The organism is Streptomyces sp. NPDC040718, from assembly GCF_055593565.1.
This window is the reverse complement of the sequence record NZ_JBVIXO010000019.1, coordinates 92,180-106,628: the sequence shown is the minus strand read 5'-3', so window position 1 is coordinate 106,628 and position 14,449 is coordinate 92,180. Positions and strand designations below refer to the sequence as shown.

9 protein-coding genes and 3 pseudogenes are annotated in these 14,449 nt (G+C 70.3%); 3 read left to right on the top strand and 9 right to left on the bottom strand.

Going from position 1 to position 14,449, the window contains the following annotated elements; all coding sequences use genetic code 11:
• Positions 1-38: 38 nt before the first annotated feature.
• The 5 genes from ACZ597_RS32275 to ACZ597_RS32255 form a co-directional block, all read right to left on the bottom strand.
• Complete coding sequence (locus tag ACZ597_RS32275) at positions 39-2,945, bottom strand: NHLP bacteriocin export ABC transporter permease/ATPase subunit (protein WP_471338172.1); 2,907 nt, start codon at positions 2,943-2,945, stop codon at positions 39-41.
• Position 2,946: 1 nt separating this feature from the next.
• Complete coding sequence (locus ACZ597_RS32270) at positions 2,947-5,208, bottom strand: NHLP family bacteriocin export ABC transporter peptidase/permease/ATPase subunit (RefSeq protein WP_471338167.1); 2,262 nt, start codon at positions 5,206-5,208, stop codon at positions 2,947-2,949.
• Complete coding sequence (locus ACZ597_RS32265; protein WP_471338162.1) at positions 5,205-6,011, bottom strand: hypothetical protein; 807 nt, start codon at positions 6,009-6,011, stop codon at positions 5,205-5,207. Before ACZ597_RS32265 ends, ACZ597_RS32270 begins: the two co-directional genes overlap by 4 nt.
• Before the next feature lie 109 nt (positions 6,012-6,120).
• Entirely contained in the window at positions 6,121-6,360 is a 240-nt protein-coding gene (locus ACZ597_RS32260) for a hypothetical protein (protein WP_469112906.1), read from the bottom strand.
• Between the two features lie 584 nt (positions 6,361-6,944).
• The gene (locus tag ACZ597_RS32255) at positions 6,945-9,722 is read right to left on the bottom strand and encodes an OmpL47-type beta-barrel domain-containing protein (RefSeq protein WP_471338157.1); all 2,778 of its coding nucleotides are present in this window, start codon (positions 9,720-9,722) and stop codon (positions 6,945-6,947) included.
• A 654-nt stretch (positions 9,723-10,376) separates the two neighbouring features.
• Here ACZ597_RS32255 and ACZ597_RS32250 point away from each other — a divergent pair.
• Complete coding sequence (locus ACZ597_RS32250) at positions 10,377-10,691, top strand: hypothetical protein (protein WP_471338154.1); 315 nt, start codon at positions 10,377-10,379, stop codon at positions 10,689-10,691.
• A gap of 387 nt (positions 10,692-11,078) precedes the next feature.
• Here ACZ597_RS32250 and ACZ597_RS32245 read toward each other — a convergent pair.
• From ACZ597_RS32245 to ACZ597_RS32230, 4 genes and pseudogenes are all read right to left on the bottom strand, one after another.
• A pseudogene (locus ACZ597_RS32245) lies at positions 11,079-11,177 on the bottom strand (metalloregulator ArsR/SmtB family transcription factor); the annotation flags it as partial.
• A complete protein-coding gene (locus tag ACZ597_RS32240) occupies positions 11,177-11,551 on the bottom strand; it encodes a hypothetical protein (RefSeq protein ID WP_471338286.1) in 375 nt (124 codons plus the stop codon). The gene ACZ597_RS32240 and the pseudogene ACZ597_RS32245, both read right to left, overlap by 1 nt.
• A gap of 203 nt (positions 11,552-11,754) precedes the next feature.
• A complete protein-coding gene (locus ACZ597_RS32235) occupies positions 11,755-12,378 on the bottom strand; it encodes a hypothetical protein (RefSeq protein WP_471338151.1) in 624 nt (207 codons plus the stop codon).
• A 138-nt stretch (positions 12,379-12,516) separates the two neighbouring features.
• Positions 12,517-12,866: pseudogene (locus ACZ597_RS32230) on the bottom strand (IS982 family transposase); the annotation flags it as partial.
• Between the two features lie 124 nt (positions 12,867-12,990).
• Between ACZ597_RS32230 and ACZ597_RS32225 the strand changes: the two are divergent.
• Complete coding sequence (locus ACZ597_RS32225) at positions 12,991-13,599, top strand: MepB family protein (RefSeq protein WP_471338146.1); 609 nt, start codon at positions 12,991-12,993, stop codon at positions 13,597-13,599.
• A 19-nt stretch (positions 13,600-13,618) separates the two neighbouring features.
• Positions 13,619-14,106 (top strand): annotated as a pseudogene (locus ACZ597_RS32220) (transposase); the annotation flags it as partial.
• Positions 14,107-14,449: the final 343 nt, after the last annotated feature.

The following is a 14,449-nucleotide window of genomic DNA, read 5'->3' as shown; positions in this document are numbered from 1 at the left end:
GCACCTGACGACCGGGGCCTGACAGATCGGTCCGCGGGTCATCGCAGCTGGCGGCGGACCAGGTCGTGGAAGAGTCCGGCCGGGTCGGCGAGCAGTGCCGCGGGCGGGCCCTGCTGGACGACGCGGCCGTCCGACATCACGATCACCCGGTCGGCGTCCATGATCGTGGACAGCCGGTGGGCGATCACGAGGCGGGTGGCGCGCAGGGTGCGGGTGGATTCGATGACCACGCGCTGGACCTCGTTGTCCAGCGCGCTGGTGGCCTCGTCGAAGAACAGGATGCGCGGCTTGCGGAGGAGGGCCTGGGCGATCATCAGCCGTTGGCGCTGGCCGCCCGACACGGTGCCGCCGCCGTCGGACAGCATGGTGTGCATGCCCATCGGCATGGCCTTGATGTCCTCGGCCAGGCCCGCCAGCGCGGCGGCTTCCCACGCCTCCTCCGGCGAGTACGCCCCGGTGCCGCATATGCAGTCGAGGATCGAGCCGGTGAAGGGCTGGGCGTTCTGCAGGACGACGCCGCACTGGCGGCGCACGGCCGCCTGGTCGAGCGCCGCCAGGTCCTGGCCGTCGTAGAGCACGCTGCCTTCGGATGGCTTGTCGAAGCCGATGAGCAGCCTCAGCAGGGTCGACTTGCCGCAGCCGCTTGCCCCGACGATCGCGACGAACTCGCCCGGCCGGACCTGGAAGCTGACGTCGTCCAGGACCAGCGGGCCGTCGTCGCTGTAGCGGTAGGAGAGGTTCGCGGCCTCGATTGCGCCGGTCAGCTCGCCCGGCCGGGTGCTGGATCGGGCCACCTCGGGGACCTCCCGCAGGAGCGGCTTGACCTGCTCGAACATCGGCAGCACCGCGGCAGCCGAGATGAGCGCGCCGGTCAGCTGCGTGACCGAGGACAGCAGCATCGTCAGGGCGGTGCTGAAGGTGAGGAACTCGGCGGCGGACATGGCGCCACGGGCCGGTCCGGCCAGCAGCACGAACATCACCAGCGTGCACAGCGGCAGGTAGACCGCGCCGAGCACCGTGATGACGTTCTGTATCCGGCCGATGCGCTGCTGGAGCTCGCGGGTACGGGCGAACTCTCGCGCCCAGGCTGCGTAGGCGAAGCTCTCGGCCGCGGCGACGCGCAGTTTCGGCAGTCCGCGCAGGGTCTGGAAGGCCTGGTTGTTCAGCTGGTTGCCGAGCTTGACCAGCCGGCGCTGGTAGCGCAGCTGCCACAGCCCCAGGCCCAGGAAGACCGCCGCGATGAAGACCAGCATGGCGATGGCGGCCATGGCCAGCGGGACGCTGTAGACGAGCAGCAGTACGAGGTTCATCGTGCCCACCGCGCCGGCCTGTACGCAGACCGGGCCGATGCCGGACAGCACGCGGCGCATCGCGCTGATGCCCATGGCCGCTCCGGCCAGTTCGCCGGTGGAGCGGCCTGCGAAGAACTTCGTCGGCAGCCGCAGCAGGCGGTCCCACACCGCGGGCTGCAAGGTGGCCTCGATGCGACCCTCCATGCGCAGGATGGAGATGTTCTGCAGCAGCATGAAGGCGGCCGAGACGACGGCGGTCGCGATGAGGGCCAGGGCCGTCTGCACGATGAGGCCGTTCTCGGCGTCGGGCACGTACCGGCCGAGCACCTGGCCGGTGGCGATGGGCACCAGGGCGCCCAGGAGCACCGCGACCAGCCCGCCCAGGACGAGGCTGCGCAGCTCGGGGAGGGTGCCGCGGACACTGAAGCGCAGCAGGGCCGCCAGGCCCACGCGCCCGTCGGGCAGCGGGCGGTAGAACATGACGGCGCGCGGTTCGAAGGCGGCTTCGTCGCCCCTGCCGATGCGCTCGCGCGTGCCGGTGGCCGGGTCGAACGCCTCGTAGCGGCCTCGCCGCCACAGCAGGGCGACCGGCGTGCCGTCCTGCTCGCGCAGGCCCACCAGGGGGCCGCTGTTCTCCCGCCACCAGGGTCCGCTGAGCCTGACCGTGCGGGTGCGGATCCGCGAGGCGAGCGCGATCCGCTCGACGGGGTCCATCCGCTCGGAGGCGGAAGACGCCTCGCCCGGTTCGGACCCCGGTTCGGACAGGGTGATGCGGGCCTCGCGGGCGACCAGGCGGCACACGGCGAAGGTCGCGTCGGCGTCCGCGCTCCGGCGGGAACGGCCTCCGGAGCGGCCGATGGAGGCCAGGAGCGCCCGGTCCGCCTGGGTGCGGGCGGTCTGACCGGCCTCGATGCCGGCAGCCGTACGGTCCTCGTGGTCGCGTTCGAGCTGCTCGATCCAGCGGTCCAGGGCGTACAGCAGCCGGTACTGCTGGTCGACCATGCCCTGCCACATCGCCACGTCGACGAGGAGGGTGCCCACCGCCTCCGTCTCGTACGCGGCTCCGTACTGGACGGCACCGGGGGTGATCTGCATCCACAGGATGTCGTCGTCGGCTCCGCCCTGCCCGGTGGTGGCGCGGCCGTCCAGCGGTGCGTGGTAGAGCACGCGCAGGCCGCGGCCGATGCCGCGCGCGAAGGCGTCGTCGAGCGGGCTCAGTTGTGGCGCGGGGGCGCTGTGCACCCCTTGGCCGGCTGGGTCGGCTTGGTTGGCCCACCACTGCTGGAGCGGGGCGCCGTACTCCGGGCCGGGCAGCTCCCGCAGCTCGATGCGGCGCAGCCGGCACCCCTGCTGGGGCCGGCCGACCAGAGTGTGCTCGGGCCCCTCGGCCGGGCCCAGCAGGAGGGTGCCCGCCTCAAGCCGGCCCAGGAAGTGCCAGTGCCCGGCCTGTGCCGCGTCGACGGCGAAGAGGTCCAGTTCGCCGTGCACGACGAGCCAGAGGACGAGCGGGCCCTCCAGCGACAGGCTGCGCAGGCCCGTGCAGTCGACCGGCGAGCCCAGTGCGCCGAGGGCGGCGACGACCGCGTCGGAGTAGTGGGCCGGGGCCCAGCCGGGGTGTGGGGAGGGAGCCGTTGCGTGTTGGGGGTACGTCACCTCAGTGCTCCTTGACCAGTTGGGCGTACGGGCCCTGCGCGGCCACCAGGTACTCGTGCCGCCCGCGTTCCACCACCGTGCCCCGGTCGAGGACGACGATCTCCTCGCTGTCGCGTACGGTGCTCAGCCGGTGGGCGATGACCACGCAGGCGCAGCCGCGGCGGCGCAGGTTGTCGATGATGACCTGCTCGGTCACCGCGTCCAGAGCGCTGGTCACTTCGTCGAGGACCATGATGCTGGGGCGGCGCACCAGCGCCCGGGCGATCTCCAGGCGCTGGCGCTGGCCGCCGGAGAAGTTGCGGCCGTCCTGCTCGACCCGGCTGTGGATGCCGCCGGGCCGGCGGGCGACCACGTCGTGGACGGCGGCGTCCTGCAGCGCGGCGACGACCGCCTCGTCCGGGATGGAGGGGTCCCACAGCGTGACGTTGTCGCGGACGGTGCCTTCGAAGAGGAAGACGTCCTGGTCGACGAAGGAGACGGAGGCGGCCAGCGCGCCGCGCGGGATGTCCTTCAGCCGCATCCCGTCGATGCGGATGGTCCCCTCCCAGGGGGTGTAGAGGCCGGAGATGAGCCGGGAGACGGTGGACTTGCCGCTGCCGGAGCCGCCGACGAGCGCGACCTGCTGGCCGGGGCCGACCGAGAGGGAGAAGTCCTTGAGCAGCGGGGCGTCCAGCGGGCTGTAGCCGAAGGTGACGTGGTCCAGCTGGACGTGGCCCTTGAGGCGGCGGGTGCCGCCGGGGGGCTCGCGCCGCGAGAAGACCGCGTCGACGGGAAAGTTCTCGACGTCCTTGAGGCGCGCCACGTCGGCCGCGAAGTCCTGGATCCGTCCGGCGACGCCGCCCAGCCGGGAGATCGGCGCGGTGAAGCTGGTCACCAGGGCCTGGAAGGCGACGAGCAGGCCGACGGAGAGGTGCCCGTCCACCGCCCGCAGGCCGCCGATCATCAGGATCAGCGCGCTGTTGAGCGCGGCCAGCGTGGGCGCGACGATCGCCAGCCACGCGCTGGGCACGCCGAGCCGCTGCTGCACGTCGAGGGTGACCGCGTGCTGTCCGGCCCAGCGGCGGAAGAAGCCGTTCTCGCCGCCCGTGGCCTTCATCGTCTCGATGAGCTGGAGACCGCTGTACGAGGTGTTCGTCAGCCGGGCGCTCTCGGCGCGCAGCTTCTGCGTGCCGGTGGCCCTCAGGTGGATCACGATCCGCATGGCCACCACGTTGAGCAGCGCGATCATCACGCCGACGAGGGTGAGCTGGGGGTCGTACGTCCACAGCAGCACCGCGTAGAGCAGGACCACGACGGCGTCCACGCCCGCGGCGGCCAGGTCCCGGGCGAGGGTCTCGGCGACGGCGTCGTTGGACTGCAGGCGCTGGACCAGGTCGGCGGGGCTGCGCTGGGAGTAGAAGGTGACCGGAAGTCTGAGCAGGTGCCGCAGGAAGCGGGCACTGCCCAGGGTGGAGGAGATGATGCGCCCGCGCAGCAGATTGGCCTGCTGGAGTGCGGTGAGCGTCGCGGTGAGCACCAGGGTGGCGGCCATCGACGCGAACAGCACGCCCAGCAGGGACGTCTGGTCCCCGATGAGGAACATGTCGATGTACGCACGGTTCAGGGCGGGCGCCGACGCGCCGACCGCCACCAGCAGCAGGCTGGCGATCACGACGGCGGCCATGGTGCCTGAGGTGCCGCGCAGGCGGGCCGGCATCGCGCCCAGGACGCCGGGCTTGCGGCCGCCGCGGCGAAAACCGTCGCCGGGTTCGAAGGTGAGCACGACACCGGTGAAGCTGGTGTCGAACTCGTCCATGGGTACGAACCGGCGGCCCTTGCCGGGGTCGTTGACGTACACGCCCCTGCGGCCGAAGCGGCGGCCCGTGCCGTCGTAGACGACGTAGTGGTTGAACTCCCAGAAGAGGACGGCCGGGGCCCTCACCTCGGCGAGCGCGGCCAGGTCCATCTGCATGCCCTTGGCCTTCAGCCCGTAACCACGGGCCGCCTTGAGGAGGTTGCTGGCGCGGGAGCCGTCGCGGGAGACGCCGCAGGCGATGCGCAGCTCCTCCAGCGGGACGAAGCGGCCGTAGTGGCCGAGCACCATGGCCAGGGCGGCGGCTCCGCACTCCACCGCCTCCATCTGCAGCACGGTGGGGGTGCGTACGGTCCTGGGCGTCTTGCCCCTGGCGGCGGGCCTGCGGCGCGTGCCGCGCCTGGGCTCGGGACGCTGGCGGCGGCGTCCGGCGGGAGGCAGCTGGGGCGCCTGTGACTGCGGGGCGGTCACGGCAGCAGCCAGTCGACGGGGCGCTGGGCGGCGAGGTGGACTGCGCCGGTGACCGGCGTCGTCGAGCCGATGGCGTACGGGGGCCCGTCCCCGGAGGACCACCGGTAGCCGGTCTTGGTGGTGGAGGAACGCTCCAGCTGCACGAACACCGCGACCGGATTGCCCTGCCGGGCGAACTGTTCGGCGAGCCCCATGTCGCCGAGGAAGCCGCTGATCTGAGCCTGCGTCTGGGGCGCGCGGCCGACCGCCTTGACGCGGCCGCGCAGCACCCCGAAGCGGGGCTGGGGGACGGACTGGACGCTCAGGTCGACCGGGGCGCCCACCGGGATCGTCGAGCTGCTGCCGGCCGGCACGTACAGCACGGCCACGAGCGGATCCTGTGGGTCCTGCACGCGTTCCACGGTCGCCACGTCCGCGCCGGTCGTGACGACCGAACCCACCTTGGCGACCAGGGTCGTCAGCCTGCCGCCGGTCACCGCGCGAACGGGCCGGTCGCCCTGGTCGGTACGGACGGTCAGCAGGGGCGCGCCGGACGACAGCAGCTGGCCCTCCTCGGCGAGGACGCCGGTCACCTGTCCCGCGACCGGGCTCTGCAGTACGTAACTGCCCTCGGCGTGGGTGAGGATGCCGGGTGCGCTCAGCTTGGAGGACACGGTGCCGGTGAGGGCCCAGAAGCTCGCGGCGGTCATGACGGCGAGCGTGACGGCCAGTACGAGCCGCCCTTGTGGGCGCGCGAAGCGTACGGGCAGATCGAGTTCCTCGGGCGATTGCAGCTTGGAAAGCGCCTTTTGACGAAACTGCACGAACTATTCCTTCAACTGCATTCGGATCGGCCGGGCAGGCGGGCGGCCGGGCACGAACCCCGGAGCCATGGGGGGGACGCTCCGGGGTTCATGGGGATATCTGTCCCGATCAGAGACCGGCGCGACCGACGTTCACCGAAACGCCGGTGATGCCCGAGACCAGGCCGGGGACGTGGGAGACGACGCCCTGCGCGGCCTGGACGGTGTGGAGGGAGCCCGCGAGGCCCACGACGTCGCTGACGTCGCTGGTCACGGCGCCGGCCAGGCCACCGGACACGCTGACGAGGCCGCCGGAAACGGCGTCCAGCTCGTCGTCGGCGATCTCACGGGTCTCAACGTAGTTACGCATTATGCGCACCTTTCATTTGTTGGGGGGATTCTGCGGCAGCCTGGCAGGCCGAGAATTCGGACGCCATTCCCTGCGCTGCCGCAGCGGACATGATGAAAGCACGCGAAAGCGCCGGCCAGCCAATCCGGCTGATGCCCCTTCAGGGGTGGGCGACCGCTTCATTCACCGAATGGTGACAACTTCTCCGCAAGATCGAGTAACAGATACGGGCAGCTCGCCGACCACACGGAACCAACCAGGACGAAGGATCACCAATCACATGGGGCATATCCGGCATACCGACGAATGGTGAAGGTGGCAGGCACGCTCACGCACGCGATGTGCAGATTTCCAGGAGGATCATGTGGTGACGGGCCATGGCTTCCGTGACCTTGCAGGACTCACCCCGGCACGGCTGTGCGCTCTCGCCGAGCGTGCCGCTTCCCGAGGCGGGGCTCCTGTCGACGGACGGCTGCCCGAAGTCTTCGATCACTGAAGCTGCGTGTCGACAGGACGGCCGCAAGCCCGCCTGACCTCGGGGTGTGGGCCGGCCCGGCCCCGAGAGCCTGGGGGCCGGGCCGGTGCGCTCCGGCGGGAGCCTGGGATCAGCGCAGGGTGAAGGGTGCCACGTGGGTCGTGGTGTCCGCTCCGCTGATGGTGAATTCGAGGTTGTAGTTGCCGTTCGGCAGGTTCCGGGTGCTGACGGGGAGGCTGTAGGAGGAGAGGAGCGGGGTGTAGCTGAACCGGCCGGTGACGGGCCTGGTGACGGGGCCGGTGATGCGGCTGGCCGTCAGCGTGATGTTCGAGTTGGAGAGGTTGTTGCCGTTCGCGTCGCAGATCCGCAGGCTGATCACGACCTGGCCGAGCAGGCGGACCGGGCGGTTCGGGTCGTAGAGCAGGCAGATCCGGTACGCCACGTTGTAGGTGACGGTCTTGGTGGACGGGTTCGTGGCGTTGTCCGTGGCGTTGACCGTGAACGTGCGGGAGCCGAGCGTCGAGGTGTTGACCGGGCTGCCGTTGGGGACCGTGCCCACGCAGCTCGCGACTCCGGAGGCGGCGTCCGTGCAGGAGTAGGACGCGGTGACCGGCTGGCGGTACAGGTAGGTGCCGGCCGCCGGGCGAACGATGGTGATCGTCGGCCCCGCGGTGTCGAGCCGCACCGTGATCGTCTGCGGTGCGGAGGTGTTGCCGGCCGCGTCCGTGGCGGTGTACGTCACCGTGGTGACGCCGTTGGCGGTGACGGCCACGGTGGCTGCCGCGCCGGGGACGTCGGTGGATCCGGCCGGTTGGGCGCCGCTCGCACTGTAGGTGATCTTCGCGACGCCTGACCCGCAGGCCCCGTCAAGCGCCCCGATGTTGACGTTCGCGGGGCTGGTGGTGTTCCAGCCGGCACTGTTCGGGGTCGGCGAGATGCTCGCGAAGGTGGTGGGTGCGGAGGTGTCAGGGTCGTAGGTGAACCGGCCGGCGGGAGTGACCGGGCTGGTGCCGTTGGCGTTGGTCACGGTGACGTCCACGGTGCCCCGCGCCTGCTGGGGTACATCCGCAGTCAGTTCCTCGGGCCCGGTGACGTTCACGTTCGTGGCCGGGACGGAGCCGAAGCGGACGGTGGCGCCGCTCGTGGGGAACTCCGTACCGCGGACGGTCACGGTGTTCACGCACTGGGCGAGTTCGGGTGCGTGGTTGGGGGTGACGCTGGTGACGGTGGGCGGGGACAGCGTGACGCGGTCCATCGCGGTGCCCCAGTCGCCGCCGAAGATCCCGGTGCTGGCGATGGCACCGATCTGCTGGACGGTCCAGACGTCCTTGGGGTTGCTCGGGTCGCGGGCGGTGCCCGAGTAGTCGCCCCAGCGCACCCGGTTGGGGGCGCAGTTGCACGCGTAGGCCTGGGTGCCCGCGGCGTAGAAGTCGCCGAAGGTGTTCGCCGGGAAGTTGCCGCCCGGCACCGCGATGGCGACCGCGGTGGGGAACCTGGTGGAGGAGGAGGCGGTGAATCCGGAGAACAGGTCGTCCTCGTCGTTCAGGGCCAGCGAGCCGTAGTAGATGTCCCCGCCCACCATGCCGAGGTCGAGGTTGGTCGCCAGTGTCTGGGTGCCGCCGGTCGAGATCTGGACGTACCGCTGGCAGGCGTGCACCGCGGTGTCGCCGGCGGGGGTGCAGCTCACGTTGAAGACGCCCCACAGCCGGTTGTTCTGCCAGACGACCGACAGCATCCGGTCCTCGTTGGTCTCGATGAACGCGTCGCCACCGGCCGGCTGGGCCGCGTCCGGCGGCGCGGCGGCGGTTCCGATGGCGACGGTGTTCTCGGTCTGGTCGACCGTGCTGACCCCCGGCACTCCGGTGATCGTGGTCACCACCACGTCGGTGCCGTCGTGCTCCATCGCGAGCTGGTCGTTGGTCGCCGACAGCGAGGTGGCCGGAACGACCTCGAACTTGGTGTTGTCCTGACCGAACGTGGTGAGGCTGACCGTGCCCCCGGCCAGCAGGTCAGCCTTGTTGGCGACTACGGTCCCCACGCCCAGGAAGGTCCGGGGGGTCGTGGTCATGTCGTAGTTGTTCCAGCTCAGCGTGACTTTGTCGTTGGTGTAGCCGAGCTTGGGCCGGTCGTGCTGCACGTTGCCGGTGTTGCTGCCGGCGATGTACACGGTCCAGTGCCCGCGGGGGTCGGAGGTGTCGCTGACCGCGACGTCGACCTCGTCACCGCCGGTGAGGAGCCCTTCGTACGCGGCGAAGAAGCGACCCGACCCCGCGTCGTAGTGCACCCGCGGATCTCCGCCCGTATTCGCGGCGAAACCGAAGAACGTACCCAGGTCGAAGGCGGCACCGGCCGGGTTGCCGGCCTTGTCGTAGATCCGTCCCGACCGGTTGATGAACTGGACGATGTGCGTGGGCCCGACCGCGAGCTGCGTGTCGGAGGGACTGGTCTGGGCGGCAGCGGCGTTGTCCGCGTTCCCGAGCGTACGGAAGGTCTTCAGCCGCTCGATGACGGCGGTTGACGGCACCGCCTTCGGGGACGTGCCGTCCTTCGGGGTCACGGCCGCGCCGGTGACCGGCAGGCTCGCCTCCCGCCTCGGCCCCTCGGGTGCCCGCCGCTTCGGCGGGGCGAGGTAGGGCTGCACCTGCGGCTTGGCAGTGCCCCGGGGCCGCGGCAGCGACCGTACGTCGACGCGCCGCTTCGGCGAAATCCGCGTCAGCGTCTTCTCGCCGTCCGCCTGTGACGGGGCGGCGGCTGTGGGCGGGACGCCGGGACGCGGCTCGGCGGCCGCCCCTGCGGCCGGCGCCCCCGCAGCGAGCGTAACGGCGAGCGCGAGGAGCAGGGCCCGCGACCAGCCGCGTGCCGCGAGGAGCCCTCGCCGGTTCACTCCGGGAAGCCGTCTCAATGACACGGGCCTCCCCCTTCAGCCCGCTTCGGAGGTCTGGTCCCGCCCGCGCGCCAAAGGGCGGTCGTTGTCCTGCTGTAGCCGACGATCATGGGCCGGTGTCTAGCGGAAAGCGCCCTGGCCCGCTTCCGTCTGCGGCGCGGCGTGCCGACGGTTCCCCCGGACGGGCCTGTGCCGGGCTGGGCGGCGGGCAGGAGCGCGCAGCTGGTGGCCGGTGAACTCGGGGATGACGCGGCACAGGTACTCCTCGAGGACGGGGCGCGGGGAGACGATCGGGTCCAGTCCTGATACCCCCGCACCCGGCGGCCGGTGGCTCGCAGGCCGAACCGGTCGGCGGCGTGCCGTTAGCCGGCCGGCATCCGGTTGACGGGGGCGCAGGCCTCCGCGATCGACAAGCGCGCTTCACCGTGTCCGCGGCTTCCCTTGATCGTTTGAAGCGGTGTGAGGGTAGGCGCTGTCCGGATTCGGGCGACTGGTCGCGGGGCAACGGGCATCGTGCTGGCCGTGTTGTGCGCTGGTGGCTGCGCGGTATCGACCCAGCCGAAGCTGCCCACGTCGGAGCCGGCCCGCAGTGACCTGATCAAAGCCGCGCAGCAGAAGCTGGTGAACCGCTGCCTGACGGCCCGTGGCGCCGCAGGAACGCCTCCGCGGCAGGATGCGGTGTTCGGGACCGACCCGGCCGAGCTGTCGGTCACGCTCGCCACCGGGTACACGGTCCGTACGCACACCGACGGCTGCCTGGCCCAGGCGCACCGCTTCCTCTACGGAGACCAGGCCCGCTGGTTCCGTGCCGAGGTCACCGTGAACAACCTGCGCTCCGAGGCCCAGGCCCGGCTCGGGCCCCTGTCGCCCATCGCCCTCTCCCCCCATACCCCTGTCCTAATAACTCCCGGACTGACAAGCCGAGTTGGATGCCCACTCATCTTGGCCGGGAAGAACGGCAGCAGGCCCACCAGGTCTCCGAAGCACGTCTGACCGACCTGGAAGGGCGGGCCGGCCACCTCGCTCAGACGCTCGAAGAGGCCCTGGGCCGGCCCGTCCCGCGGAGGGCGCCCGCGAGGTCCTCCAAGCATGCATCGAGGAGCAGGACGAGCGGCTGCGCCAGGCCAGCCCCTGGGGAATTGCGTGAAGCTAGCCCTGGGGAAACGAGTGACCGTCCACACCAGCTGCGGGAGAGGTGGTCGCGCGCGACTTCGGTGGTCACGTACGGGGCGAACGCGCCGAAGTCGTGGGCCCACCGGGTCCGTTGTAGCGCCCGTCGAGACTGAGGGCCGGGTTCGCGGTCACCCTGCGGCCGGTCGAGTCGGTTGTTCCGCACTCCTTGTGTCGGGACTGCCGGCGTCGAGGGCTGCCGCAAGCCGCGGGCAGCACGGGCGAGAGCCGGTAGGTCAGGCGCTCACCGGGGCGTACGTCCTCGACGACCCCCTCCGCCCTGCCGGCGACGACGTCGGAGCCGTCGGTCAGGTCGCAGTGGGTACGTAGGGCGCTGCTGCGACCTGGGCCATAGCCCGAAGTCCTGTGAAGTACGAGGCGCAGTACTCCTCGTTGAGCAGAGGAACGATCTTGTCGAGGTCGGCGATGCAGCCCCAGAGGTAGGCGATGCCACTGTCGTCGAGTCCGCCCTTCAGCTCTCTCTGCACGAGGCCGGCGACGTCGGCGTCCAGGAGGACCAGGTCTACGCCGTCGAAGTCCACACCGCGGAAGCCGTCGGGGAACAGTGCGTGCAGGTGGTCCTCCCACAGCCGGGCGAAGACCGCCGTCGGGCTGTGCTCCGTCCACGTCGGCGGCTGTCGCCTCTGCCGTGGACGGTGGGCGAAGGAGCAGGGAGACGGCATCGAAGACGGCACGCACCATTGCGACGGCCCGGAGCGGGTGGAGGGCGGCACTCGACTCGGAACCCTGCGTGAGCTTGTCGCGCAGCAGTCGGCTGCGGTCGAGTTCGGCGGCGAGTCCGGCCGTGAAGAGCCCTGCGTCGGCGGCCCGCTCGATGAGGACGTGAAGCGGTTCCTTCGTGGCCAGCCGGCAGCAGGCCCGCCTCTCAGCTGGCGCTCAGCGGAGATGCCCACGTGGGGTCGTGTCGGGATCTCCTCGTGAGGTGGGCCAGCAGATGCTCCGCCGTGATGGAGGCCGTGTCTTGCGGTGCGCCGATTGCGGCCAGGGCGGCGACCAGCGTTACCGATGCTGTTTCCGGCACGTCCGGGTCGGTGAGGAGGGGAAGCAGCAGCAGGAAGCGGGTGGCCGTGTCCTGGACGCCCTCGGCCGCAAAGGCGGGGCTGTCGGCGATCCGGATCAGTTCGCGCCATGTCAGCCCAGTGCCCGAGAAATCTCCGTCCCAGCTGGCGGTCTGCTCGACGTAGCTCCTGCCTGGATGGGTAAGGAGGTAGTCGGTGCCGTAGTCGCCATCCAGGTTGCGGTAGACCACTACGGCTCCGGGGGCGTCTTCTGCCGGCATCCTGAACACTGGCCAGCGTTCAGGATCGAAGAGAACGTCGGACAGCGCATCGACATCGGCGCCGTCGTCGCCGAACCACTCCGGCTCCGGGCGCTCGGCACACCATCCGTCGCTGCACATCGCCAGAAGGTAGTTCGACCAGAAGCCCGGACGGACCAGCAGTGACTCGCCCGGAACCAACGGGCCGACGTCGTATCCCTTGATCAGCATCCCTCGATCCTGTCACCAGCCACTGACGCGGCCCGATCGGGGATCGGCAAGCGGGCGCTGCCCAATTACGGGACAGCCCTGGACGAGTCATTCCGATGTCATCAGTGGTCGTAAGCGGTCAAGGACCGCGTGACGGTCTGGCCGGTCTCGTGGAGTGGAGTCGACGATCCAGTGGTTGTCGGACCGGAAGTCCGTATCGGCGGCAAGCAGCCGTACCGCCCCTTCTTGACCAGCGGCAACGCTGACCGCAGCCGCTCGTCCCAACCCGGCTGCCCGGGCGCGTACGGGAACATCGCTCCGAGTCGAGAGTCCACGAACCGCAGCCGGCGCGACTCCGAGGCGAAGCCCCACAGCGTCTGCGCGAGGGCAAGGGTGACAAGCTCGGAATCCGTCAGCCGCAGCGGCCGCCCCCGCCATCGGGTACCACCGGTCTCGTCATCGATCTTCACGTACAGTGCGGTCAGCAGGGCGTTTGGGTTGTTCGCCACACAACGATCTTGGACGCCCTGTCTGCGTTCCCAAGCACACCATCAGCATTCGGATTGCCTCGACAAGAGCGACGTCCCCCAAGCCGAGCTGACTACGTCCCAGCAACCGTGACAGGGCGGACGAATGATGACGAACCGCGAGCACTCACCCGATCTCCACCTCAAACCGTGGTTGACCGCCCCGGCCCACGAAAATCTCATTGCGGCGAAGGCACTCGTCTACGACCCCTGCGGGTTCACCTGCTCGCAGCCAGTGGCCGAAGCCGAGGGTGCCGCTTACGCCGCCCACGAGTTCACTCTCGACGGCCTCTCCATCCGGTTCCGCGCAGCCAAGACGACCCCCACCAAGGTCGGCCAGTTCGTCACCGTCTGGACGAGGTCCCCGGCCGGGCCCATCCAGCCCTTCGACGCCACGGACCCCGTCGACCTCTTTGTCATCAGCACCCGCGACCATCACCACTTCGGCCAGTTCGTGATTCCCAGGGACGCTCTCCGCCAACACGGTGTCGTATCGGCGAACGGTTCCGGTGGGAAACGAGCCTTCCGCGTCTACCCGCCCTGGGTGACCACCACCAACCGCCAGGCCGGCAGTGCGCAGGCGTGGCAGCTGGACTTCTTCCTGCACCTGCACCAGGACGGCCCTGTCGACCTGGCCCGCGCCCAAGAGCTCTACCACCCGCAGGACGGCGCCGGCACAGCCACAAGACCGACCAGCCCATCACACGATCGCTGATCACCTACGACCACTGATCATCCGGAATGACTCGTCCAGGGCGTCCCCGAGTGACTTGTCGGACGGGCAGTGGGCGTTGATCGAGCCGGTGATCACCGCGTGGAAGGACCGGCACCGCTCCGTCAGCGGCCACCAGGGTGCCTACGCCATGCAGAAAATCGTGAACGCGATCCTCTACCAGGGCCGGGCCGGCTGCCAGGGGGCCTGCCTCCCGCACGACCTGCCGCCCAAGAGCGCGACGTACTACTACTTCGCCGCCTGGCGGGACGACGGAACGGACCAGGTCATCCACGAACTCCTGCGCTGCCAGGTCCGTGAGAAGGCCCGCCGATCAGAGGACCGGCCCTGGTGATCCCGGACACGGAAAGTGTCCGTGCGGCCGCCGGGGTCCCCGCCTCCACCACCGGCCGAGACGCCGCGAAACGGGTCACGGGCCGCAAGCGGGGCGTGGCCGTGGACGTGCTCGGCCTGGTCATCGCCGTCATCGTCCTCGCCGCGAACACGCACGGCCGGCCATCGCCGCCAACGCGCAGCGTGGACGCCGCACATGCCGGCACGGTCGGAACACCGCCTCGCGACGCACCTGACGGTCGCCGTCATGCGGCGGAACTGCGGACCCGATCCGCGCCGATTGTCGGAGTTCAATGCTGCGTAACCAGCACCGAACCAGCAGCACCGAACCAGCACGGGAGTCAGCACCGCCCTTCCAAAGCGTACGGAATTCCGCAGATCCGGCACCATGCGGAGGGGTTCTCTCCGGGGGCTGGAATGAGCCGGCTGCGGTCGTGTGGTGATGCGGCACACAAGGTGGCCTGTGATTGTGATGGTCCGCCACATATTCCGCTGACCT

Bases quoted from the DNA above. Each gene is read 5' to 3' on its own strand.
- ACZ597_RS32260 (WP_469112906.1), bottom strand. From the start codon at position 6,360: ATGCGTAACTACGTTGAGACCCGTGAGATCGCCGACGACGAGCTGGAC.
- ACZ597_RS32235 (WP_471338151.1), bottom strand. From the start codon at position 12,378: ATGCTGATCAAGGGATACGACGTCGGCCCGTTGGTTCCGGGCGAGTCA.
- ACZ597_RS32225 (WP_471338146.1), top strand. From the start codon at position 12,991: ATGATGACGAACCGCGAGCACTCACCCGATCTCCACCTCAAACCGTGG.
- ACZ597_RS32240 (WP_471338286.1), bottom strand. From the start codon at position 11,551: ATGCCGTCTCCCTGCTCCTTCGCCCACCGTCCACGGCAGAGGCGACAG.